The 24,834-nt window shown below is 51.6% G+C and carries 10 protein-coding genes and 1 riboswitch; of the genes, 6 read left to right on the plus strand and 4 right to left on the minus strand.

What is annotated here, in order from left to right; genetic code table 11:
* Positions 1–9: 9 nt before the first annotated feature.
* Together FCL45_RS06830 and FCL45_RS06835 are read right to left on the minus strand one after the other, a co-directional pair.
* Positions 10–5,040, minus strand: coding sequence for an OmpA family protein (locus FCL45_RS06830; RefSeq protein ID WP_217907684.1), 5,031 nt, complete (start codon positions 5,038–5,040; stop codon positions 10–12).
* A 152-nt stretch (positions 5,041–5,192) separates the two neighbouring features.
* Complete coding sequence (locus tag FCL45_RS06835; protein ID WP_136798907.1) at positions 5,193–15,287, minus strand: DUF11 domain-containing protein; 10,095 nt, start codon at positions 15,285–15,287, stop codon at positions 5,193–5,195.
* Between the two features lie 166 nt (positions 15,288–15,453).
* A riboswitch (cyclic di-GMP riboswitch) is annotated at positions 15,454–15,531 on the minus strand.
* Between the two features lie 992 nt (positions 15,532–16,523).
* Here FCL45_RS06835 and FCL45_RS25225 point away from each other — a divergent pair.
* Positions 16,524–16,679 carry a transposase gene (locus FCL45_RS25225; protein WP_420811231.1) on the plus strand — a complete coding sequence of 52 codons (156 nt, stop codon included), beginning with the start codon at positions 16,524–16,526 and terminating at the stop codon, positions 16,677–16,679.
* A gap of 307 nt (positions 16,680–16,986) precedes the next feature.
* On the opposite strand, the gene FCL45_RS06845 is transcribed toward FCL45_RS25225, so the two are convergent.
* Positions 16,987–18,834: a tetratricopeptide repeat protein gene (locus FCL45_RS06845; RefSeq protein ID WP_136798905.1), complete on the minus strand. Its 1,848-nt coding sequence runs from the start codon at positions 18,832–18,834 to the stop codon at positions 16,987–16,989.
* 463 nt (positions 18,835–19,297) lie between these two features.
* Here FCL45_RS06845 and FCL45_RS06850 point away from each other — a divergent pair, with 463 nt between their 5' ends.
* The 4 genes from FCL45_RS06850 (at position 19,298) to FCL45_RS06865 (ending at position 22,245) form a co-directional block, all read left to right on the plus strand.
* Positions 19,298–19,813 (plus strand): hypothetical protein, encoded by a 516-nt coding sequence (locus tag FCL45_RS06850; RefSeq protein WP_136798904.1) that lies wholly within the window; start codon positions 19,298–19,300, stop codon positions 19,811–19,813.
* Positions 19,795–20,034 (plus strand): LolA-like protein, encoded by a 240-nt coding sequence (locus tag FCL45_RS06855; RefSeq protein ID WP_136798903.1) that lies wholly within the window; start codon positions 19,795–19,797, stop codon positions 20,032–20,034. Before FCL45_RS06850 ends, FCL45_RS06855 begins: the two co-directional genes overlap by 19 nt.
* A 127-nt stretch (positions 20,035–20,161) precedes the next feature.
* Positions 20,162–20,977 (plus strand): IS110 family RNA-guided transposase, encoded by an 816-nt coding sequence (locus FCL45_RS06860; RefSeq protein ID WP_228721450.1) that lies wholly within the window; start codon positions 20,162–20,164, stop codon positions 20,975–20,977.
* Between the two features lie 572 nt (positions 20,978–21,549).
* The gene (locus FCL45_RS06865) at positions 21,550–22,245 is read left to right on the plus strand and encodes a protein-L-isoaspartate(D-aspartate) O-methyltransferase (RefSeq protein ID WP_136798902.1); all 696 of its coding nucleotides are present in this window, start codon (positions 21,550–21,552) and stop codon (positions 22,243–22,245) included.
* 396 nt (positions 22,246–22,641) lie between these two features.
* Here the strand turns inward: FCL45_RS06865 and FCL45_RS25230 are convergent, their stop codons facing one another.
* Positions 22,642–22,965 carry a transposase gene (locus FCL45_RS25230; RefSeq protein WP_228721451.1) on the minus strand — a complete coding sequence of 108 codons (324 nt, stop codon included), beginning with the start codon at positions 22,963–22,965 and terminating at the stop codon, positions 22,642–22,644.
* A 1,218-nt stretch (positions 22,966–24,183) separates the two neighbouring features.
* Between FCL45_RS25230 and FCL45_RS06875 the strand changes: the two genes are divergently transcribed.
* Positions 24,184–24,795, plus strand: a complete 612-nt coding sequence (locus FCL45_RS06875; RefSeq protein ID WP_167495852.1) for a fasciclin domain-containing protein — start codon at positions 24,184–24,186, stop codon at positions 24,793–24,795.
* The last annotated feature ends 39 nt before the right edge of the window (positions 24,796–24,834 follow it).

Below are 24,834 nucleotides of genomic sequence, written 5' to 3' on the forward strand. Positions count from 1 at the left end.
TGTTTCCCGTTACATCTTCCCGATCAGATTGATGAAAAAACCTTGATGCCGGTAATCCAGCTGGGTCAGGTCGTCAGAGAAATCAGAGAAGTTATAGCCAACTCCAACCTTGATGTGGTTGCCAAAATGGCGATAGAGTGCGAGCAGAGCCCCGCTGCGGCTGTCCTGTGCATCCGGCAGATCCAGCATGCGCATTTCGACAAGCGCATCCCAGCGATGGGTGAAATGGTAGTCGGCACGCACCACATACAGATGAGCTGTACTTGGGAAAAACTCCGGATCTTCGAGATCCAGGGCGACCTGACTCTGACGATACGCGTACTTACCTCCCACCGTCCAACGGGGGGTAAGATCGTACATCACATCTAAAGCTCCGATATGGCTGCGCTGTATGTAGTCAGAGTCGCTGCCGGACTCCGTGTCAGCTGATGGCAGGTTGTTAAAATAGGTGTATTTTAACAGTACATTCAGGCGGTCGTGGTAGACCGGACGATACGCGTAACCAAGGACGGCTTCGGTATAATCGCTGTTAAACGATTCCCCCTGAGAACTCTCACTCATCGCGTAGTTGAATTTGCCGAGAAGTCTCCAGTCGGGAGTCAGTTGATATTTGAAACTGTTTTTGAATAACCAGCTGGTACGTTCAATGTAACTGAGATCCAATTGCTCGGTGTTATCGAGCCGATATTCGACACCACTGGCGAGTGACAGCTTGTCAAAACCATATCCAGCGCTGAGACCAACGGCTCTTCTTTCAGTTTTGGCAGCTGTCTCAGGATCTTTGAGGGTTCCTACATCGAGGTTGGCTCTCAGGTTGAGACGGTCGCTTGGCGTCAGCTCCACACCGGTGGAATGTGTCAGCCCTGTGGGGACATCGCCATGGCTGTACTGCTCCTCCAGGTAGACGCTGACACTGTCTGAATAACGGCTGCGAAAGCCCGAGGTCATATTACCTTTTCGTGACTGCACACCGTTATCGGTTCGTTCGTTCTCGAACGTATAGTTGACATAGGTCGTGGTCTTGTCACTGTAGAGGAACTCGGTCCCCAGGCTGGCGCCCGGTCCGAGATCACCTTCAGAAAGTTCGCCGAAAAGCTTGAAACGATCGGTGATTCGCCAACTGCCGCCGGCACCGACCCGACCGTTATCATCACGATTACCGGTCGCTTCCAGTGTTGCCTGTATGAAACCGTATGCTGTCCAGCTTGTCTGGGAGTCGTAGGCTATTCGTACCACGCCGTCGGTCCGTTCCCCTTCCTCCTGGGTCTCAACGACATCCTCCCTGTTGTCCTCCCGGCTGTCCCTTCTGATGCCGGAGCTCAGGGTCCATTGATTGCTCAGGAGGTAATCGACATTCACTTCACCGGAATCTGTTTCAAGTCCCTCGGATTGTACTTTCCGATCAAACTTTAAACGTCCGTTTATCCGTTTGGTGACAGGGAGCTCAAAAGTCCCGCCATACTGGGTCAGATCAGTGATTGTCTCTTGCCCAGGCGCAGAATATCCCCCGTCAACCTCCTGCAGGTAGAAGGTAGAACGTCCATTTAAGCTCCCGAAAAAGTCGCTGATATCTATGCTGCCTTCGATACGATAGGCAGTTGCCCCGACATTCTGGTCATCAACAGTATCTGGATCAGTGAACCCGTAGCCACCGTCGATGGAGGTCGATGGGGGTGTCCCCGGGCCTTGTGTTTGACCCACCTGCAGTTTGAGCCACGAAGCGGAAGACTTTCTCAGGGTCAGATCAGCTCCTGTCAGGGTACTGGTTTCCTCTTCGTCTTCCTCGGAACCGGCAGTTACTCCAAATTTTACGTAATCATTGAACCAGTAATGAACTTTACCGCCTGTTGCCAAGGTGTTCGGATCATCGAATCCCGGGCTATATTCGTAGCGGGCGACAAGAAAGACAGGATTGCCGCTGAGAGAACTTGAACTGACCAGTAAGTCATCACTTGCGGTTGATGGCAGGATATCAGTCAGCATTACCCGTCCCTGGATATAGTCGATATCGTAATCGAGCCCAGGTATTAAGTTCTTGACTGATTGAACTATTCCGGAATCCTTGTCCCGTACTTCAATGCGAAGGCTTTCCGATCCCTGAAGAATATCATGCCTGCGCAGGAAATAGAGAGACCCGCCCGTTCCGCGAAATTCATCGCGCCCCGCCACGGTTCCCGGATCTGCTACAAACCCGTCAAGCTGTAAACGTGACTCTCCGAAGCTGGTGGTCTTAAGCGGCTGGTAATGGATGTTTGCCCCATAGAGATCTCGATCAATTCGCGCCAGCTCATTCTCTGTATAATTAATCTTGAAATCACCCCACATTCCGTGGGACTCGTCCTTTTTCATCTTGACGTAGAAGTTCCCCCGGGTCGGTGCGTCTTCGACCACGGTGCTGTCGTCGCCAAGGGTGGGGTAGTGGCGATCCGGATCCATTCTCCGGAACTGGGCGTCAGAAGACTTGTCGAGGAAATTGGTGAAAATTTCGTCGAATGGTCCTTCCCGGGTATCGGCACTTGCTGTCAGTGACCAGCCGTTCTTGAATTTGCCGCTGGTATAAAAGGCAAAACGTCCCTGGATACTTATATCTTCGCTATAACGGGGATTGTCTGGTGAAAGAAGCTTTGCAGGCCCGTTGGTCATGTTTGCCGATATTGTCGTGTCGGCAATACCCACGGCGAACCAGTCGCTCTTGTCCAGTGCGAGATCACGCAGGTACAAATCGCCGTTGCCCGACTGATCGAGAACGGCAACTTCGACTGTATGCAGACCCTCCGGCAGGATTTCCTCGGCTACGAACGTGCCACTGCCATCCACCGGCACTGTGTAGCCGGCCAGCCACACGTCGTGACCTTGGGGAATGGCTTTACCATGTGCCTGGACTGTTCCACCGTGAATGGGGATGTTTCGAGAAGCGATGCGACTTGCGCCATAACCGGCCAATAGCTCTGTCTGGGGATTGGCAAAGGCGACAGCCGGGTTAATCCGGTCGATCAACCACAGTGGCTGGGGGATGGTTTCATCAAAGCGTCCTTCTGTATCATAAACGCGAACCAGGTATTTCAAGCTCCGTCCCGGAGCCGTATAGTCGGGAAAATCAGGCCGCCATTGTGCCTGACCTTCACCGGTCATCCTGATGATCGCAAGTGGTGTGTCACGAACCGATTGATCCTCATCGAAGATCCTGACTTCAGCCCGGTCGATAAAAGCCCGGTAATTTGTATAAAGTTTGAATTCAACCAGGTTTTCTTCAAAATCCGTCTCTTCAACATCACGGTAACGGATAGACCGGGGCCAGGCGGTAACATTGAGTCGCGGCTCAAGCTTTAAGGTGTTGTACTTGAACCTGACCTGTGTTTTGTCGAGTTCGACATCGGTACAGCGCTGGACATCAGGTATGCTCTTGCCCGGATCATCCATCGGGCTGCCGTCAACCGTTATGCGCATGAGATTGAGAGCGAAAGGGTTATGGGTTTCAACCTCACGTGTAAGTCGTGTGACTTCAACACCTTGGTAGTCGTCCATGACGACCAGTTCATCATAAACAACCTGTACTTCGACCCGGGAGGTGTCCATTTCGATGAAACCGGTGTTGATGACATCGTCTGTCTGAACGTATCCGTGGCCCTCGAACTCGGTTTGTTCCTCAGCCAGGCCCATCTTCCCGGACATGAACTCCATGGTTCGACGGGCGCGGGCCGTTGACCATCCGATGTCGTCACCATAGACTGCAGCGGTACGGCGATCCAAACGCTTGTTGCCGGTATACCCGATGAACCGAAGCCGTACATTCGCCTTGTCTGAGATCTCAGCCATTGCCTGCTGCAAGCGATATACCGTCTCGTCAGGTATGACCGGTTTACCGTTTTCGAACATGATTGGCTCGATGCTGCCATAAGGGGAGTCGTAGACCCGTGTGGCAAGTTCTGCCCCTGCGGCATCCGGACAAATCTGCGGCTCGTCGGGAAGGTTTTGTAAGGAATCATCGTGCCAGAATTCCACCTCTATACGCCGGTTGAGCGCTCGCCCTTTAGGCGTGGCGTTGGATGCCATCGGTTGCGTCGCTCCCATACCCTCGATAGCTACTGCCTCGTTGGGCAGACCCATGGAATCCTGAACGGCGAGTGCGACACGTCGGGCAATGGCTTTCGAAAGACCGAGATGGTTGCCGTAGATCCGTTCCTGCCGTCCCGCCAGGGGGGTGTTGTCTGTATAGGCGACCAGTTTGATGACAACATTGTTTTTTCCCCGCAGATTGTTCCACGCCTGCCTGACCTGCTCCAGAAAAATGGGGGAAACACTCACCATACCTTCATCGTAGTGAAGGGGGGAAATCAGGTTTTTGATCTGGGCACGGTGTGAAAGCCCTTCTTTGTAGCGCAACTTACAGACCGTTTCAGTTCGACACACCTTGATGCGATTGATTTCGCGGGGGACGATCACCTCTTTTTCAACGATTTTTTCGCTCATCTCGTCGTACCAGACTTCAACTTCCACTCGTCTGTTGCGTGCCCGTCCTTCTTCGGTACCATTGCTGGCCACCGGCTTTGTCTCCCCGGCACCTTCATAGGAGATCGAATCGGCGGGGAGATTCAGCGCGCGTTGGAAATATTCAGCGGTCGTGCCCGCCCGCTCGTGGGATAGTCCGGTGTTGTCGTTATAAAGAGCCTGTAAAGCATTGCTGAGTGGTGTGGAATCGGTGTGGCCAACAAAGTGAAGGCGGACATTGACCCGATCCTCCATGTTGGCGAGAATTTCGCGAAGGCGATTCAGATAATCCTCGGGGATTTCTGCTTGCCCCTCATGGAAAGGGATTGGTGGAACCAGATCGGTCAGCTTAATGGTTTTTACATCTGTTTCGACGACTTGACGAAGTTCCACCAGGTCTCCCTGATCTTCTTCGAAAATAGCAGGATCAAGGATCCAAGGTTGTAAAGATTGGTCTGGGGGCAGATGCATCTCGGTTGATTGGCCGTTGGATGAAGCCTCACGAACATGGATTTCGGAACCTGCACTGAAGAATGGCTTTGCGACTGCCAAAACCCTGCTTCCCATCGCAAACAACAAACTCAACAACAATATGGTGATACTCCGCCTTACCATCTAATCACTTTTAAAACTTAAAATTACCGGCTTATAGCCACTTGCCAGACTGCCTCAAACTGTTTTATACGGACGGATCTGGCGCGCCATTACTGGCGTGGACTGCCACTCCGCCAGAACACTTCTGTTTCTATGGTCAGGTTGTAATTGTCTTCATCGCCTCTCCAGCGGTTCTTGATTTCCGCTTTCAGCATCTTGATCCGGCTGCGCACCAGCGCTTCCGGCTCGATATCCGCCAGGTATGATAAACGCAGCACCGAAGGTGATTTCCTAAGCTCATTCAACAACTGGTCTATTTTGGGCTGCCACTGGAGCCGCAGCTGTGTGGTGCCAGGTTCAAATACGCCGTCAGCGACATCGATTGCCACCACCCGGTGCATGGCCGCACTGAAGTTGAAACGCATCATGTGGCCGCCGGTGGCTCTCTGCACCCGCGGGTTTTCGGAAATCACCCGGTAACCGGTGGGCAGACTGCGGTCATCCAGTTTCATGATGAAGTTGCTGCCGCGATCCTGGTCGGGTACTACCGCACAGGTGATATGGTATCGGCCGTACTGGTCGGTTGTGGCGATCAGCCCCCGTGCAGTCACCACACGAACTCCCGCCAGGCCGGTTTCGCCATCGTCCTGCCAGCCATTCATGTTGCGGTCGTCAAAGACCTTGCCGATTACATCAGTACAATCAAAGTCCGGGTCGGGGATGACACGCACCGTTGCGGCTGCTTCACCTGACACTGCTGTGCCGAGAGCGGAATTGAAAACCAGCGCGCGGTTCACATAGTCACCCTCAGAAACGCCGGACCCGACTACCAACAGCAGTTTAAGAGTAACTACCTGGTTCACCGTCAGTTCAAGCTGATCCCAGACTAATTCCAGGCCATTGATTTTCGGTTCCACTGCTTTGCCGTCCAGTCGTGCACTGCCGGCTACATATTTAAAACCGGCAGGAAAACGGTCGACGATGCTGAGTTCATTGAGCGGAAAACCAAATATATTGGTTAATTTGATGGTGTAGGGGACCAGTGCGCCTTTCGTTACATTGGTCTGTGACGCAGTCTTGGTGATGGCGACTGCCCCATTCAATGTCGGATCAACAGGGATGGAATTATTAAAGATCTGACTTTGACCGGGCACTGTTCCATTGCTGAAGGTAAGGTGCATGTAGTACATGGAATCCGGTGATCCGGCCCCAACGGATGACGGAGGTGCGCCTGGCAGAGCTGTGGCTTCGCAGTAATCAATGGTTGTCGGCACCGCATCGTCCACACTCCCCGGACAGGCGGGTACGGGAAAAGGAGCGGTGGATATATCACTGGTCGGCGGAATGATCACGGACGGGGGGGCCAGATAGTCGCTTGACGGGGCGTCGATCTGGATCAGGTATGATCCACCCGGCGGGCAGTCCACCTGGCTAAAATTCAGATCGAATTTATAGTAGCCGTTTTCAGCAGTTATCTGGTTTTGCTGAAGCGGATCATCAAAGCATTGAGTCGGCAACTCCACACCGCTCACACTGTTCAACATTGTGAGCGTGGCTCCGGTAACAGGCGTCCTGGACACCGAGTTGTATACGGTTCCGTTAGGCCAGAGCGGCAGGTTGAGATCTTGCAAATTAGCCCCCTCGGTCACGCTGATATCGGTAATCCACTGCATCCCATCGGTGAAAGGGGAATCGGTGGAGCCTAGCGATGGGGTAAGGAGGGTAGCACCAGGAGCAAAAAAGCGTATTTCATAGAGCCCGTTGACGTTTGCACTGGGCGCAAGACCTGTGAATTGGTACAGGCCATATTCATCCGTTGTCTGGGTGGCGACGAGCTGGCTGTCCAGGTAGAGTTCAACGGTCCAATCTTCCTGTGGGAGCTCAGTTAATGAATCGTATATTTTGTCGAGACTTGCGTCATGCCACACCCGGCCATTAAGAGCACCACTGCCGGGAGTACCACCCACATCGAGCGATACGGAGGCAGAAGCTGATTCTTGTGGACTGTTCCAGTGAACGGTACCAATGTTGGTGATGGTGGTCCCATATGGGAGGCCGGAATTAATCTGCACACGAAACCTGACGATGCAGCTTGCACCGGGTGCCAGATCGCCAGAAACGGAGGTATAGTCGGCGAGGAGCACATTACTCGAATAGCTCACTCCACTCGATATGCCGTTCATGGTAACGGATCCGGTTACATAGGTGACCTGCCCGCCCAGCGGCAGGGTGCCGAGATCATCTGTCACTACCACCTGGGTGGCGGGCAGGCTGCCGATATTGGTGACTCGTATCTCGTACTGCAACTCGCTCCCCGGTTCCGCACTGCCACCTGCCACGACCGAGACATCTTTGGTCACAGCGAGGAACTGGACATCGCCCACCACAATGACTGTGGGCTGGTAGCCATTGGAGGGTAAACCGTCGGCATCGGTGAGTCCGGGCGGCAATTCAGTAGAGGTGACGGTGCCCTGATTACTGATAAGTGTGCCGGTTATCACCCCGGCGTTGACCTGTACCTCGAAGGTGATGTGGGCGCTTTGACCGGGTGAATTTATCCCGGCCCCGGGATTGTCCGAGGACTGTACCAACAGGCCGGCGATAAGGGGCGATATCCCTGCGTCCGGTCCTGGTGATGTTCCGTTAAGGCGAAGGGAATTGGCTACATAAGTAGTATTGTTTGGAACATCGTCGATGAGCGTCACCGCCGTGGCTGGGACCGCCCCGGAGTTATTGATTACAATCGTATACCGAAGGGTGTCGCCGGGATCGACGATGCCGGGTGAGCCGGAATCTATCGAGATTTCGACAGTCTTCTGCGCATACAGCAGAGGCAGGTTGCCGACGATGTTACGGGTAGGATCGTTTACCGCCGGGGTAGCCGGATCATCTGAAGGTTGTTCCGGGAAATCGCCACTGCCGGCGCCTGCGCCGCTTACAAAACCCTGGTTTTCAATAATCAGACCGTTCATGGCATCCGGATCGACCAACACGTCAAAGGTCACTACGGCCACATTGTTTGCCCCCGCAGCGCTATCGGTGCGCAAATACCCCGGGGTCGTCTCTTCCGGTGCATTGATCATGATGCCGGTTTGCAGCGGACTGACGCCGGAACCGGCGTCTGGTAGGGAAACACCGTTCAAGGTGGTGCTGTTCGCCACATAGGTGGTGTTGGCCGGGGTGGAATCCTGCAAAATAACGCCTACGGCGTCCTCGTTGCCGATGTTTGTAACGGTTATGGTGTAGCGCAACCTCTCACCGGCCATCAGGACAGCGGGATCACCATCCAGGATTGTCGAAATCTTGTGCACCTCGAATGCCGGTGCCGAATTGATTACTGTTACCGTGGGGTCTTCGTCTCCCGTCAAAGAGGGATCATCGTCATCGCTCTTCGTAAACATCTGGTCTCCCGCGTGCAACTCGGCCTGGTTCAGTACCTGTGTGGTGCTGGTGATTGCAGCGGCGAGTTGCACGGTGAACTCAACACTCAAGGTGTAACCGGCAGCCACGCTCAGGTTGCTGATATCGACAATGCCGACTCCCATGGTGCCACCCGTCGGGTCGGTGCCCGTAGTATCCGCACCTGCCGGGACAGTTGCACGATCCAAGGTCAGGCTGCCGGGAACAAAAAACATCGGAGATTTCGGCTGAAGGCTCTGGATTTCATCGACTATTGCGAGATCGTCAATATCTTCGGTGCCACTGTTGACTATCTGCAACCGGTATCTCAGAAAATCTCCGGGAGAAGCGGTGGCGCCATCCCCTCCGGTGGTCTCATTGAAGACGGATTTGATATATTCAAGACTGCTGACGACCTTTACGGTCGGGTCATCAACTGCCGGGGTTGTTGGGTCATCGGACGGTTTTTCCGGGAATGGACCACTGCCGTTGCCGGAGCCGTTGACAAATCCCTGGTTTGAAATGATGGTCCCAGCCGGGGCAGTAGCATCCACCTGGACTTCGAAGGTGACGGTCGCCACATTGTCAGTGGTATTGGAGGCATCGGCACGCATCGCACCGGGGTTTAAGTCCTCGGGAGCATTGATGGACATACCGCTTTCCAGGGGGGAAATTCCCGGAGTCGGATCGGTGACGGGATTTCCGTTTAAGGTCATACTGCCCGCGATGTAGGTAGTGTTGGCCGGGATAGCATCGCGCAGGATGACATCTGTACCATTTTCAGTGCCGATGTTCTTGATCGTCAGGGTATAACGCAGCGTGTCACCAGCAAAGAGGATCGTCGACGTACCAGTCAGGTCCTCGGCCGTTTTCTCGAAAAGCCAGTCCGGGGCTGATGTAATCAGGGTCCGGGTCGCATCCTCGGTTCCACCCTGGACAGGATCGTCACTGTTGATCACGTGCAGACCGGACAACAGTAACTGTGCCTGATTCAGCACTACAGAACCGTTCGGGATAACAGGTTGCAGTTGTACGCTAAATTCTATGGTCAGCGACGCCCCGCCGTCGAGCTGGAGGTTGTCTATAGCGACCAGACCCGTTCCGGCGACGCCACCGTTTGCATCACTGGCGTCTGTGCCGGAACCGTTAGAGATAATAACCAGTGAGCCAGGAACGAAATACGCCGGATTGTTTAATCGATCCAGTTCATCGGTTATGGAAAAATATGCCGGCGCGATGCTGATATTGGTGGCCACCAGCCGGTAGCGCAAAGTGTCGCCGGGGCTGGCGGTTACGCCTGGGATTGCTCCGGTGGTTTCGTTAATGACAGATTTCTGGAATACGATTTCGGGAGAGACACCTGTAACGGTTGCGAATACCGGTCCAACGCAATAATCATTTGGTGCAGTAATCGTCGGACATCCCTCTCCGGTACGCTCATAGGGGTTTGCGTCAGCAAGGGAAGTCCAGTCACCCCAGACACCGTTTTTAATCAGACCCGAAGGATCAAGGATATTTTCAACAATGGTCCGATAGGTCAAAATCAGGGTCTCACCGGCAGGGATATCCAGGCTCCCGTCTCCATTCTCCCGTCCCCAAACCAGTGGCCCTGCCGGAGCTCCTGCAGGCATCGGTACAAAGCCGGACACCGGTATCGAATCGATTGTCGCAGTCGGGGTAAAGCCGGTATCCAGTACCAATCCTGGGGGCAGGGTGTCTACCAGATTGACATCAAAGCCGGTGGAATTGGAGCTGCCGGTATTGATCGCCGTCAGTCGGTATTCGAGAATATCCCCGGCAAACGGCGGATCGGATGCTCCTTTGCCCGGAGTCACATTGGCCAGGGTTTTGGTCAGGGTCAGATCCGGTTCGGAGACGATGACCGCAACAGTCGATGCGGTGAGCGTCTCACGCCCTCCCGTCTCGCCGTTGGTATACTGTACCTCCACCCCGTTTTGCAGCATATCGCCGGCATCGGTATCGAGGTCATTATTGACCCGGGCGTAGTAGTTAATTCGTATCAACGGATCAATGGCAGAGTTGCTCAAATCATCTTCTGTCTCAGTAACCACGGTTCCGATGTCCCAGGTCGCGCTGCCACTGGTACCGTCCGCCGGAACTGCATTGAATCCATTCTCGCTGGGCGACTGGCCATTGATTTCGGCGATTCCCTCAAAGCTGTAACTGATATCGAAGTCTGTATTGTCGGCGAGGACGTAGCTGATGCCTGCCGCGTTCAGGCTGTCGGTGACGCTCACTCCTGTCGTTACCCCTTCCGGAAGGTGTATATCTATTCTGAACAGCTTGTGCGCACCGATGGTTGGAACTGTAGCCGGTGCCGCATCGGTTTTGCTTATGGCAACGGTCCCTATGCTCAACTGGCTGTCGGCACTGGTCTCGTAGTCGTTGATCGAATCGCCGCTGATCGGCAGCGTTCCGTTACGCATGCCGGTGAGACTTCCGTCAACGCCGATGCTCCCGGAACTGTTCAGCGCCGTACTCTGCCCCGGCAGCGATGTCCAGTCCGCATAGATGGTATGGCTCAGGACCTGATGCGGCTGTACATCGTCTGCTACACGGACGTCATAGGTGAAACTGACGCTTGTTGCGCCCACATCGATGCCGTTGGGAACGTTCCAGCTGAAAACCGGCTGTGTATTGCCGAGGGTACTGGTGTCCACATTGTCCGGCGGCGCAGTGCCGCCTAGGTTACCTGCATAACTCAGGCTGGTATCGACCAGATCGTCAAGAACACGCAGGTTGTAGGCAGGTGCAGTACCGGTATTGGTGGCTGTCACGGTTACCGTTACGATATCCCCACCGTCGGCTTGAGCTACGTTAAAGGTGTTGGTGAGTGCGATGAGCGGCTCACGGACCTCTATACTCACCTGGCCGAAGTTGTTGGATATCAATGTACCTTTTTCATCGATATACTCCGCCGTCGCCGTGGTTGCCGGACTGCCGTTGGTGATAATATCGCCGTCGTTTGTTGCCGCACTGTTTTCAACACGCGCAATGAAATTGATTGCAAAATCGTAGAGGCCGGAGACAGTTCTTTTGGTCAGACGCTGGTTGCCGAAATTCCATTCAACAAAGTCGTCCGTACAGGTAGGGGTAATTCTTCCTCCCGGCTCAAAACCCGCATCGTTGTAGGGTGGTGCATCAAGGTTTACCGGTGCCGCCTCAGAACAACTCAAGCCCGTCGGCAGCTCATCGTGAATCACAAAGTTTCTCAGCAGTGCAACCGGAAGCAGGGTATTCAACTGGTATTCGACTTCCTCACCGATCGACACCTCCTGGGTATCGGGAGTAGTTACAAGAGGCGTATTGGCAAGACCTACAATACTTTTGGGTCGCGTCTCCACCTGGACGATACGCACGCTTGCCGAGGCGCTGTCGGAAGTGTAAACACGGGCACCGCCCAGATCGCTATTGGGACGCTGCGGAGTACTCTGGTTGCCGAAATTGCCTGCGAGGCTGTCATAACCGGCCTGGGCCGTGTTGGTGAAAACCTGCTGCGGTGCCGCATCGTCATCGTAGTCGATGCGGTAGTAAAGCTCGACGTACTGCCCCGGATCGATCCGCTGCAACGCTGTGCTATGGGTGTAGGAGAAGGTTATTTGCCCCGGTGTGCTGTTCTTGACGACGTTATCGTTGATCGAGCCCTCTCCATTACTATCGGCCGCGCCAGTCAGGCCGTCACCATCGTTGTCGAGGCCGTCGCTGGCAAACGGAAGCAGGTACGCGTAGTCACTGTCGTCCAGTTGATCCGTAACTATGACGTCGTAAGCCGGAGCTCTTTGCACCCCATCCGAGGCAGCCTCGTTGGTGATCCTGATGCGATAAATATACGAGTTATAGGCATCTCCCTCATCGGTCAACTGAACAAAGTTGCTGCACGAGGATCCGCTGCCGTTCAGGGTTTCGTTGCACACTTCCTTCACGACCGTGAGGTACGGTTCGGTAACGGTGAGATCGACGCGGCGGATTGCCTCATTCGGGTAGCCCACCGTTGCCGGTCCAAGGGTATAATTTTCGATGAAGCCTGTATTGTCGTTTTGGAAAATTGCATCAAACGTCGATGTCATAACATTGTGGCTGTTGGCCGCATGGACATTGGGCGCGAGCCTCTCATCGACAGATTTGTTCAGCAGTCGGGTCTTCGTATCGACGACAAACCACTCATCGGCCACCTCGATCCGTTCTTTTTCTGGTACGTTGAAGCGCCAGTTAAACCAGCCTTCGTCCAAAGCCGACAGACCGGCCGGATTGAGCGTTATATTCTGTATTCTGCTGGTAGATTGTGCATACGGGTCGGTGCTGGAAAGGTACGCCTGGCCGTCAGGAACTTCATCAACCACATCGATATTTTGTACGGCAATATAGGCAAATCCCGGAGTTTCGAAACCAAACCAGCCTCCTGTCTCGATGTGGTAGGAGCATTCCTCACCTATCTGCACCTCTTCATAGCCGTTCGTATCGTAGCTTGGCGGATTGTTCTCATTACAGGTGCCGATTAGACTCTTTTTCAGGTTGAAACCAATGACCCTGGCCCAGGTTGCATCCAATGAGTAGTTATTGGCGCGATCAAGTTCACCATCCTCCCGACGTATCGGGGCCGGAAACCAGAGCGGGGTGCCGTCGCTCAGGGTGATTTCACCTACAACATCGGCGCGAAGGCTGAGGTCATCGATTGCGATCCTCGCAGGATCGCTGCTCTTTCTGACATCGAAATTTAATGTGACAGTTCGTCCCGGCCTGATGACCGAGGGCGAATCGCACTGGTAGACCGTGGCTGTTACAGGTATAGGCGTAGGGTCGACCCACACCTTCCACGGATCTGGCTGTCTGGTGGTTGCGGACAATGAAATCGGACTGCAGCCGGAAGGAGCACTCACAACCTCCATGGTGGCTCCGAAACTGACGAAGGCGTGGTAGTCGGCAGCGTCATGGCCGCCGTTATTGGTCAACTCGATCGGCAGGGTCAGGAGTTGATTTGGATCGTTGGTCAGGATGAAAACTTCGCCGCCGATGGCAATATCTAAATCTTCCGGAAAAGCGGGAATATTGGAACCGTCAGGATTGCCGGTACCGTTTCCCGTCAGGACCAGCTGCTGATGTCCCTGGGTCGAACAGAATAGGTCAAAATCGACGGTCAGGGTATTGCTCAGCGGTGTCTGGTAGGTCGGATCGGTGCCGGTCGTCTCGTAGGTCTCGGGATTGATATCGAGATTTGCTTTCCGATCATAGAAATCGGACTCGATCAGGACAACGCGAAAACTGACCACCGCAACATCACCGTGGCGCAACATGTCGATTTGATCTGAGTAATCGGGATGTGAAACACCGTTGCTGGTTATATCGAACTCCGGAGCAGTATTGGCTAAAGGATCAGTGTCTTCATTGGTCCAGACGATGGTATCGACAAGTCCCGGATACGTCCCGTAGGCGGGTGTCACATCTATCTCTGGGGTGAAGGTCGGGTCCATGACATACTCAGGTGGCAGCACATTTTTCAGTTGGATGTTTTTCACACTGCCGCCGCTTTGGTTGCGGATGGTGATGGTCATCGTCCCTTTACTGCCCACCGGTTGAGAGGTGTTGGTTCCGGTCAATTGGCGTTCAACGGTCAGATCAGAACTATAGAGGGTCTGGAGGGTGGCTGTGGCGGGAGCCGGGGTGCGACCCGTGGATGTCTCGCTGATACCACCGGCCGGTTCCTGCTCCTCGCAGCCCCACTGTACGTCATCGACGGTATTGGTTTTGCTGGTTTCACAGGAGCCGCTACTGCCAATCTTGCCGAGCAGATAGATATAGGCAGCACCGCGGGCAGTTACATCGACTTCATGGCCGTAATACGATGTGCCAGTATTCCCGAAGGGACTGGTGACAATGAAATCTTCGATTCTGTTGCCTGCCGCCACGCAGCCAGAGGCGGTTCCAACGCCGTTATTGCCCGCAATGTCGTTGGCCGCTTCCGCGGTAGGACAAATGTTACTGATAACTAGACTGCCCGACTCCATCAGGTCATCCAGGCGCAGGTCCTGCAAATCGGCCTGGCCGTTATTGTCGATAGCGATGCGCCAGACGATATCGTCGTTATTATTGCCGTAAACGGTGTTGCTCAGGGAACTCTCCCTTTGGCCGGCATCGTAGTTCCAACCTTCTTTCGATACCGCAGGGTTCGGTTCGCGCAAGGGTAGGGTGACCGTCTCACTTACCGGAGAATCACTGCATCCTGAATCCGTGTCAAAGGTAAGATTCGCCTGAACGGTTCGGTCGGCAGTAACAAGATCTTCCGGATCAGTCGTTCTCCGTACAGCGAACTTTATGGTAATGGAGTTGACCTGATTCTTATTGCTAGCTGGCTCCAGGCTTGCCAGTGCGGGAATTTCTTTTGAGGTGAAAGTTAGGGTAGTAGAACCGCCGCCACTGATCTCCGGCGCAGCTCCGGTCTGGACAGGGCCGTTGTTAACCCAATAGGTGACCGAATCCGGCGCACTCGGCTCGTAGCGAAGGCCCGAACTCCCCAGATCCTCAATGACCGTTATATCGGTCATTATCGTCCCTTGAGAGTCCGGACCGGTCGTTTTCCTGTAAGGATTGGAGACAACTATCGTAATATAACCGTAGCTACACAGCTCACAGTAACTTTCGCGGAGATCGTGCTGGACAAAGGGAACACCACTCTGGACGTCACAGGGGGCAGCCTGAGCCGTTTGTAAAAAAAGCAACAAACCAGCAACACTCATGGCCGCGATTACCAGCATGAGGCATATTTTCGATTTGGTTTTATTCAACAACATATTCAATCACGAATCCCTGATAATAAAACGGCTATCAAATTTCCCTGCATCGAGCGTTGCGATTGAGCTGCCGCTTGCATTCAGGACAAAAAAAACGCTCAATCTTCTGCCGAAGATGAGCGCTTCTGAAACCTTTGTTCCAGTAAACCAAGACGCATCATATCTCTTCGGCAACCCGGCTACCCTGATTTCAGAGCCCGTGGTTTTGCGCCACCAGATTTCTCTGGTTTTGCCTTTTCGGAGATTTTTATAGCAAATGACTCAAGCCTGTCGTCATTCACGATGTCATGTCAACTTTCGAGGATCGAATATGAAAGAAATAGTAGTCTTATTGCGCTCCTCGTCATGTCAGATTGCAAGTTGGCACTCTGTCTTTGTGGCCTTTGCACGATGCATGCCAGGAGTTGGGGAACTCGGTGGTCAACAATTCAATCGCACACCTCATGCCCAGGTATCATGCTGCATGGGTGATAGAGTTTCGCTTTGAAAAATACCCTTTCGAATGTCTGTGTCGCCGATATCGAATAAAGAATGTTTTGACGGGTAGAGGTAAAATGCGGGAGAGCGGAAACGAAGTTGTCACCTTCGACAGTTATCATATGTGTTCCGGCAAAATGGACCGGGTTGGCTTCTTAGGTAAAATATTGCTAATATATTAATAGTTTAGCAGGTGTTTTTTTGCTTCCTCGTGAGCCTGTCTTTCTTTCTTTTGATAACGACGCTGATCGCCTGCATTGCATGTAAACTAAGTATGCACAATCCTTGGCTGACTTGCTATGTGTCTGAAAATACTGGTATATATATGTAAATTTCATTTACGACTATGACTGCCGTTCTGGATAACGGCCTGGAGGCAAGTCGGCAGGTTTGAACGAGGAGCAATTATGCTGACGGAAGAATGATTTCGAAGTAATCGGATTGTCAGGCAAAGGGTTTGTCGTGATATGTCAAATAATCTCAGATATGGGATTACAGCTATAGTTGGATAAATAATTTTTGGAAGAATTGCATAAAAGTCAAAAGATGATTTGCCCCCATTCTGCCCTGAGCACCACCCAGATGGCATTTGGTTCACAGGCCGAAACACATAAGCCGAATCACTCAAGCATTTAAAAAGATTAGCTGTACTGCAACCGTATGAAAATATTGGGGAAAATAGCCACTTTATGCGGAAATAAAGGGAAAAACTATATCACCTGTAGAAAACTTGTTCGCGAACTATGAGAACGGGTGGCGATGTTGAAAACGAGGCCTTTAAAGCAGATGCGATCTTCTGGTAGAAGCATTACGAGTTGGCTGGAGCCAATTGCAAGAATGTTCCGATATTATAGAAGCAATGGTATTCTCGAAGGTTTTCATCGAAAGATGAAACTTGTTCAGGAAAGGACATAAGAGCTTAGAAAGCAGAGCAATTATTGGTTAAGAGTACGACTTGTGTGCGGTTAATCTACTCTTGAGATTTGATCAATCTGGACTGAGAATAAAGGCGCATCCCCTTTCTTTGGTGTAGGCCAGGTAAGAGGTGGAGGAGAGCCGGGCAGGTGAGACGACTGGGGCGTCAAAGCCATGCAATATGATTTTACCAAATCATATTGCATGGCCGGGCAGCTGATTGACTCAGCGGAAGATGTGCCAGGTTGAAGGGGCCTGCCGGTTGTAAAGAAGTCGCTGCCAGACCCCATATCTTATCTGTATCCGACTATTCCAGCGACTTGAGCAGGCTGACGTTTTTTCTGTCGGCATCACTGAGGGCGCTGGCAGTAAATGCAGCCTTCTGGCGGAAATAAAAGCCACAGGGCAACGCTCCGTCATCATAGAAGAAGCTCTGCAGATCCTGGGCCTTGAAGCTGCGGCCCTGTTTGGCGAAAACCGCGTTGCGCAACAGCCGGAGTTCACCTGTCGGTAACTGTTCGATATCTTCCGGCTCCATGGATGAACCTTCCATAATGTATGCCAGGGCTCCGCAAAACTGGTTTTCATCCCCATGCCCCGTCACCTGCCCGACAGCCTGTTCCGCCCATATACTGTTCGCAAGTTCAGTTGTGCAGCTCGTATAAAGTGGGTCAAGAACATTCTGCCGCAGCATTGATTCTTCCATAAACCAATCGTCAACAAAAGCCTCGTATCTCATGGAAGCTTCAAACAATTCATTGTTATCTTCTTCCGAACAGTTTCGGACAACTTCATTCCAGCCCTGATAGAGTTCTTCAGCCCCATTGAGGTAACGGTTGAGGTCATGATCCACTGCCGCCAGTTCCTTCAGGCAGGCGCGGCCAAAGCCCGCCTCACCCCAGAGGTTGGGACGGGATAACCGGACTCTGTTGTAATGAGCCCGCCCCCTGAGTTGCGCCTCCCGCCGTGTTTCTCCCGGCTTCGGCTCTGTCGTATATATAGCTTGCCGGGCTTCCTCGATCTGCTGATCGTAGGCTTCTTCTTTTTCAACGTTCCTCTTCAGGCTCTCCACCCGTTCAGATATCTCTCTAAAAATCTCCTGCCATTCTTGAGTCTTCTGCTGATAGAGCCGAACGCTTTCCTCGCTGCAGACAACGGCTTTCTGGGTGATCAGATAATCCAGCTCGTGATCAAGTTGGGTTTGAAAATCTTTCAGATCCGCAAGCAGCGTACGGTCTTCTCCCTCCAGCCTCTCCGCCAGTGGTATTGCCCGTACAAGGGTCTGCCGGGCATCTGCATATTTTCCCTGTTTTGCGTAGATAAATGCCAGATAGCCAAGATATCTGATAGAGACGGGAGACTCCTCTCCAAGCTTGTCATGAATATACTTGTTGAGTATCTGGATATGTGGTTCTGCCGCGGCCCACTCATTTCTGGAGATGTGGATTTTTGCCAGTCGATCACGAAGGTCGGCAGATTTATCACTCTTTTCTGATAATTCTTCAAGAAGAAGCGGGGCGTTCTGCAGATAGAGTTCCTCAGCTTCCGGCATGCGCTCATGCTCGAAAAGAAAATCGGCGAGGTGAACTTTTCGTTGTGCCACATCCAGCCTGGAAGCGCGATTAGAGTCAATAACGATTGCTAGTCCGCGACGCAGAACTTCTTCCTGTTTGCCAATGTCGCCTGCAGCCCCGTATAAACCGGAGCATGTATCGAGTAAGGGCAAAAGATTTTCTTCCCTATTCCCGGCTTGCTGTTCTCCCATGAGCATGAGCTCTTCCAGAAACGGGTTCACCTTGTGCGGCTGGGCCTGCGCCCCATAAAAGCGGACAATGGCCTCGGCAACCTGAAGAGTATCCGGATGAAGGTAGCTACTCTGCTGTGCGCACTCCTGCAACAGATCAAACCAGAGCGCTTCAGCCTCCTTGCCCCTCTCGTATGACAGGTATTTCTGAACCAACATCTCCCAGTGATATACCTCCTGGGAACTGCACAGCTTGCCTGCTGACATCCGGGCTTGTTGTATCTGCCGGGATGCTAAAACCGCCTCCGTCTCCAGGGCGAAATCGATTCCCGCCTTATCCTCCGCCTGCGCTGCTGCAGGCTGCGATATCCCTATAAACAGCAACACGAGGACCAGCATCCTGACTGTCATGATTCACCCATATCTGAAAATTTGCAATGCACATGTTTTTTGTAGAATTTCAGAAAGATATAAGAGTGTGAACCCGTTGACAAGCAGAATGTTGCCTATTCGCAGACGGGTTGAAAGGGGGGAGGGCAAGACCCCAAAGAGTGTTTGATGGAGGGGCTGGCTGGGCAGTCAGCGTAATTTATTTTAAAGCACATTGTGCGGATAGCGATCGATATATTGATGAGATTACTCGCTGTTATTTTGAAAACCGTGGTGTTTCCCTTGGTTTCGTTTGTTCCCATTGATGACCGATGTTTGGTCGATAGGATTTTCCTTTCCGGGATTGGGTGGCGTAGAGGCCTTGGTTCCACAATATTTACCTGTCTTGTAGTTGGTGTATTGCGTTGTTCAATCTATCCGGGATTTGATATAATCACGAAGTAGTGTTTTCCATGCTGTTATCTTCAACAATCCTGGAGTAGGCATGAAGGATGCGGCAATACAGTTTGTCAGCCTGGCAAGCGACGCCCTGGTGGTGACATTCCTGGGGAACTGGCCTAAAGAGGGCGACGTCCCGGCCACCGGTGAGAGAGTGCTGCAGGTGCGGGAAACAACTCCCTCCGGTATTTCTTATAATTCAGAGTTGCTTGAGAAATGGGACGCTTCATTGCTCGCTTTCGTTTCAGATGCTGACGCCATTCCTGGCGTTAGACGGCGGAAGCTGCGGCATATCGGCCGGGAACTGCCTCGCAGTACCCGACCGTCGCGACGCAGCAACCGGTCTCCTCCCCCCTGGGCCACGGCAGCCGCAGCAAACCTAATCGGCACGGTTGCCGAGACCCTGCCGGCACATTGTGCTCCGGCGACAGTGGCCAACGTCAAAGACCAGGCTACCGAACCGCATTCCAGAGTAACAACCTGGTTTATGTGGTTGCAGACAAACCTCTCTGATACCACCCACCACCTTGCGAGGAGAAGAACATGCGACGCTTATTTCTGATTTTCCCTCTTTTTTTGTTCGTGCTCAGTGTTACCTCGCCGGCCAGTTCCACTGAGAATACGGAAGAGCAGGCGCTCTCCATCCTGAAGGCGATGACAGAGTATGTCAGCGGTCAACGGGTCATTGCGCTCACCTTCGACAGTGGTATCGAGGTCATTACTCCCCAACTGGAAAAATTACAATTCAGCAACTCCGGTTCATTGGACGGGATTGAACCCTGATTAAGATGGATTTCTTTTATGCAACTTGGCGCATCACTTCAATCTCCGGATTCAGATTCTCCGGCAAGCGCCATTCTGGTCAATTCATCTGAAAGGATAGGCCAAAACAACCCACAAGGAGGCCTCCATGGGAATGAAAGTAGCACATCCAGAAATGCTGAAAGCGATCACTGCTGCCAAAAAGAAGAATGATCGCGACGACGCCGAAAAAATAACTGATCTCCTGAGGGTAAAGCTCCTTTCTGAATGTTATATGTTGCCTACTGAAATCCGCGAACTACGGCGCGTTCTTCGATATTGCACTCATGTCGTTCAAACTGCGGTAAGGATGCAGAACAAAATGTCTGGATTGCTCATGGAGGTTGGGGCTGGATACAATAAAAAGCGACTGCATGGGAAAAAATATTTCCATAACCTCCTTGAGACATTTGATGATATCCCGGAATCAGTGAAAGAACTTCTGAAGTTGAGCCGCGCCGGTTACGAGATGTTTCATACGGCTCAGAAACATCTCACAAAGGCCTTACGCACCAACCCCCTGATACAGGAGCGGGTACGGCGTCTAATGACAATCCAGGGAGTCGGTGAGGTGACCGCTCTGACCTGGGTACTTGAGATTGGTGACCCCATGAGATTTCCTTCCGTTCGCAAGGCAGTCAGCTACTGCGGACTCTGCAGCGCCCAGTGCGAATCAGCAGGTAAAGAGAAACGAGGACCAATTTCTAAGAAGCGCAACAAGCATTTGCAGACCACACTTGTTGAGGCGGCCAAAATTGCTCCGCGGTGGAACACGCAACTAGCTGCCATCCATGAACGGGAATTAAAAAAGGGAAACAGGAACAGGGCAACGCTTGCCGTTGCCAGAAAAATAGTAGCCTACATGATGGCTGTAGATAAAACTAAAGCCGACTTCTTGGTACCGGAGGAACATGCACTAGCCTAAGAGAAAAACTTCAATTCCCTTGTTAGTTTAAAAAGATCTTCCCGCCAGTCCTTGCCGAATCGGGGACTATGCATGCTGTAGACTGGTAAGGCAACATTTGGTCTGTTTCGAGGCTGGCGGGTTGACCCTAACTCAATCTTCTGCGGAAGTCATCACAGGTACGAGAAAAGCAGATTCGTATGGACTTCAAAATGCAGCAAATGGATGTCTGGTCGCATGATCAATGTTGACCATTTGAAGAGGAAAAAAGATCGAATTACAGCAGGAAGAACGAAGAAGCCACGATGGGTATCTGAGATATCGCAAGGAACCCGCTCCAGTGAAAGAGTAAACGGTCTTTCGACGAGCTTAATTGAGGGGCCCATTCTCAGGCCGTGTACTCTTTCACTTCCGCTCCTTCCGGGAGGGGCGAGCGCAAGAAAGAAAGATTTGGACGCTCTTGGTGGTTAGAGGAAACCTCCGCTTTCCTCTTGACAATACTTATCATGGATGTCCCCGATTTGTTATTTGGGAGGCTAATCCTGTTGCCGCCAGCCCCGGGCCAATGATAAAGTGAGTAAAAGGAGGGCCTAATGCACAGAGCAGATATCCAGGAGATGTTGCGCATCATTGAGGTTGAGACCCGGATGACCCGGATGCTCACTGGCCGGTCAGCCCTGCGCTCCGAGGTCATGGATGCCATGGCCAGTGTGCCTCGTCATCAATTCGTGGCCAGCGACCTGAGGCCTTATGCCTATAGCAACGGTCCCCTGCCCATCGGCAACGGCCAGACCATCTCCCAGCCCTTTATCGTCGCCTTGATGACCGATCTGCTGTGTCCCGAGCCAGATGACGTTATGCTGGAAGTTGGTGCCGGTTGCGGTTATCAGGCCGCGGTGCTCTCCCTGCTGATCCACCAACTCTACACCATCGAGATCATCCCCAGCCTGGCCAGCGATGCCGCGCAACGCCTTAAGAAACTGGGGTATCACAACGTGGAGGTATGTCAGGGGGACGGTTATCACGGCTGGCCCGAGCATGCCCCATTTGACGGTATTATTGTCACCGCCGCCGCCAGCCATATCCCCAATCCTCTGCAGGAGCAACTTCGTCCCGGCGGCAAGCTCGTTATCCCGGTGGGGCTTCCCTACCATACCCAGCAACTGATGGTTCTCAAGAAGGAAAGTGACCGGAGTTTCATCCAGAACGACATCCTGTCGGTGGCCTTTGTGCCCCTTACCGGGCTTGGTCATGACCGCGAAAACGACTCTTCTCGTAAAAAACGATAGGAGAAGAAGAGACCAGGTTTCCAGACCTCATGCACATCCATAACCAACAGTTGTGCCACCTTTTGAGCAATAACATCCACATCAACTCCCTTAGCCCGTAACCGAGTGCGACGTTCTACAACCTCAGCGCGGTTTGAAAGAATTTGAGTTACAAAATCATTGTCACCTAAGATGCGTTCATCGCTTTGAGCATGCTACTCTGCTTTGCGCATACTCTTTACTGTGGCCAACCTACGGAGCTGCGAATCAGCCAACCACCGATAAGTTTATCTCACCGCCCTTGATCAGCTACTTTGGCTGCAAAGGTTCGGTGGGCTATTCTGGTCTTTTTGAGATGTTTGCCGAAATAGGCCAATACTGTTTGGTTATCCTGCCAGGGCTGCTCGTAACTTCCCATTATAATCGCATGTCCGGAAAAGGATATTGGGCTAACTGATCCATATCCTTAACAAGCTTTGATCGTAAAGGATTCAAATGGATATAACGGACAAGTTCCAGCAAATAGGTGTCTTCCTGGCAAAGGATGGATTTGTATCGATTCTGAAACAAATGACCGTGGCGACGATGCCGGCGGTTGAAATAAATGGCATGCCCGGTAAGCAACCGACTCATTATTGAGGAAATCGAAGAACTCCCTGTACAGAGGAGTAGGTGGAAGTGGTTGGGGATTAACGCCCAGGTAAAGCATCTTGTATTACTCTCAAGCAAGATTTTACCCAAGCGATCGATAAAATTATAGCGATCTTTGTTGTCTCAAAAGATCGGTCGACGCTCGATTCCTCGAACAATGATATGATGCAACGCATCAGGAAAGTCTATACGAGATTGTCTAGGCATAACGACATGCTATCCGTCATAACAAAGTTCGTCAAGTTAAGAAGTTAAGAGCGTCCCCAATCACCAAGAGAAACCACCCATAACGGTTTCACCAGAGACAAGCTTCGTCAACCACCCCGGATAAAATGTAGATCTCAATTCGCCAATTCGGGGTCGGACCACGCCAATAAATTACAAATTCAGGCTTTATTTCGAGAAAATAGGCTTCTTTTGAAGCTTAGAGTGTCCTTTTCATAGGCAAAAAGGGACTTTTGAGGAAAATACCAACTTTCCATGATAGGTTTTATCTCACTTTTTTTTATAGCTATTGCCGGTGTTTCAGAACTAACTAAATTACTGTGGTGGGTTCAGTTTAATTGACCGAAGATCAAGTTCTCGAAGCATAAATATAAGGGGCAGGCCAGAATAGTTGTGTTTTTATCGACATGGCGACAATTCGAAACTCCCGCAGGGACGATGGCAAAAAAATTAGAACCTATTTCGCTCTTTTTAAATAATCTGTTTTGTTTCAATCGAATATGTATTGATTTTAAAAAAATTTAACCTATTGCTTTCGAAGTACAAGGAATTGTAAATATTTAATATTTTGACTTAATTCGAGAGAGTGTATTCATATTTTTTACCTCGTGTAATAATGGCATCAATACGTTGCCGTATTGACTTTCGTTTAGGTTTTGTGATTATTTTAGATAATAATTTTTATTATCTTTGACACGCGATAAAGCCAAACCTGCGGGAAGAAAGGGGCCGAAAAATTCGAGGCTATATAATTGGCCGAACTGCTTTAGTAAAAGTGGTAGGTTTTTTTCGTTAAATATAGGTGGACAGGAGGGTGACAGGTTAAATGAAAAGAAGTTTTCTTGTTGGTACATAAGGAAGTTTGGAACGAATTGTTTGGCGGCTTTATGACAGGCTAACTGGCAGTTTATGCCGAAATTATTTATGCTTTTGACAATCAAGTAACAGATATGCTTGTACGGTACCTTCGGCGTGTGTCTGTGGCTCATGACTTTTGAAAGGCGATTTTAATACCTGTTTTGTATCTTTTTGCCTTTTTTATTCAAAATCGATTGCTTATCACCACCAATGGAGAAAAATACAATGAAATTTCTAATAATAAAACGCTCCATATACCTAGTGGCACTGGCTCTTGCTTTCTTGATGACTGTAAGTACTGCTATGGCCAACGGAAATCAAAGATTTGCAACTATTCTCGATAAACTAGTTCAAACCGACGGAGCTCAAGCCGTGGTGGCCGCCGTACTTGTTGTTGACGAAGCGGAAGTCCTGGAGTTCAGCCTGGCCGAGATTCTCGGAAATAAACGTGAAGATGTGGTTCTTTTCGCGCCTGGTAACGCAGCCTTCGAGAAGCTGCTTGGCCTGGAACCGGGAACCCTGAATGGCCTGACCATAGAAGAAATCGTAGCGGCATTGCCCGGCTTGCTGCCTCCAGGTGTGGATGCAGGTACAGTAGCTGCAATCCTGCTCAAGCATGTCTCGCTGCCCAGAAGAGCGAATCTACGGACTGCATCTGAAAATGCTCTACTGGAAAATGGGAGCGTTGTGGTTGCAGATGAGTCTGTATTTGCAGTGGGTATTGGCGCTACTGGTGTACAGATAAATTACGAAACGACGATCATTAAGGCAAATATTAAAGCTCGAAACGGTGTAATCCATTACATCGACACAGTTATTGTCGATGATTTACTCTAAATTCAAAATCGCCGGTCAGAGGCAACAGATTCGATCATC

Source organism: Desulfosediminicola ganghwensis (genome assembly GCF_005116675.2).
Taxonomy (GTDB): Bacteria; Desulfobacterota; Desulfobulbia; order Desulfobulbales; family Desulfocapsaceae; genus Desulfopila; species Desulfopila ganghwensis.

What these genes read in the sequence shown, in the direction of transcription:
- FCL45_RS06835 (WP_136798907.1), bottom strand. Translation starts at nt 15,287, where the DNA reads ATGTTGTTGAATAAAACCAAATCGAAAATATGCCTCATGCTGGTAATC.
- FCL45_RS25225 (WP_420811231.1), top strand. Translation starts at nt 16,524, where the DNA reads ATGTTGAAAACGAGGCCTTTAAAGCAGATGCGATCTTCTGGTAGAAGC.
- FCL45_RS06845 (WP_136798905.1), bottom strand. Translation starts at nt 18,834, where the DNA reads ATGACAGTCAGGATGCTGGTCCTCGTGTTGCTGTTTATAGGGATATCG.
- FCL45_RS06850 (WP_136798904.1), top strand. Translation starts at nt 19,298, where the DNA reads ATGAAGGATGCGGCAATACAGTTTGTCAGCCTGGCAAGCGACGCCCTG.
- FCL45_RS06855 (WP_136798903.1), top strand. Translation starts at nt 19,795, where the DNA reads ATGCGACGCTTATTTCTGATTTTCCCTCTTTTTTTGTTCGTGCTCAGT.
- FCL45_RS06860 (WP_228721450.1), top strand. Translation starts at nt 20,162, where the DNA reads ATGGGAATGAAAGTAGCACATCCAGAAATGCTGAAAGCGATCACTGCT.
- FCL45_RS06865 (WP_136798902.1), top strand. Translation starts at nt 21,550, where the DNA reads ATGCACAGAGCAGATATCCAGGAGATGTTGCGCATCATTGAGGTTGAG.
- FCL45_RS06875 (WP_167495852.1), top strand. Translation starts at nt 24,184, where the DNA reads ATGAAATTTCTAATAATAAAACGCTCCATATACCTAGTGGCACTGGCT.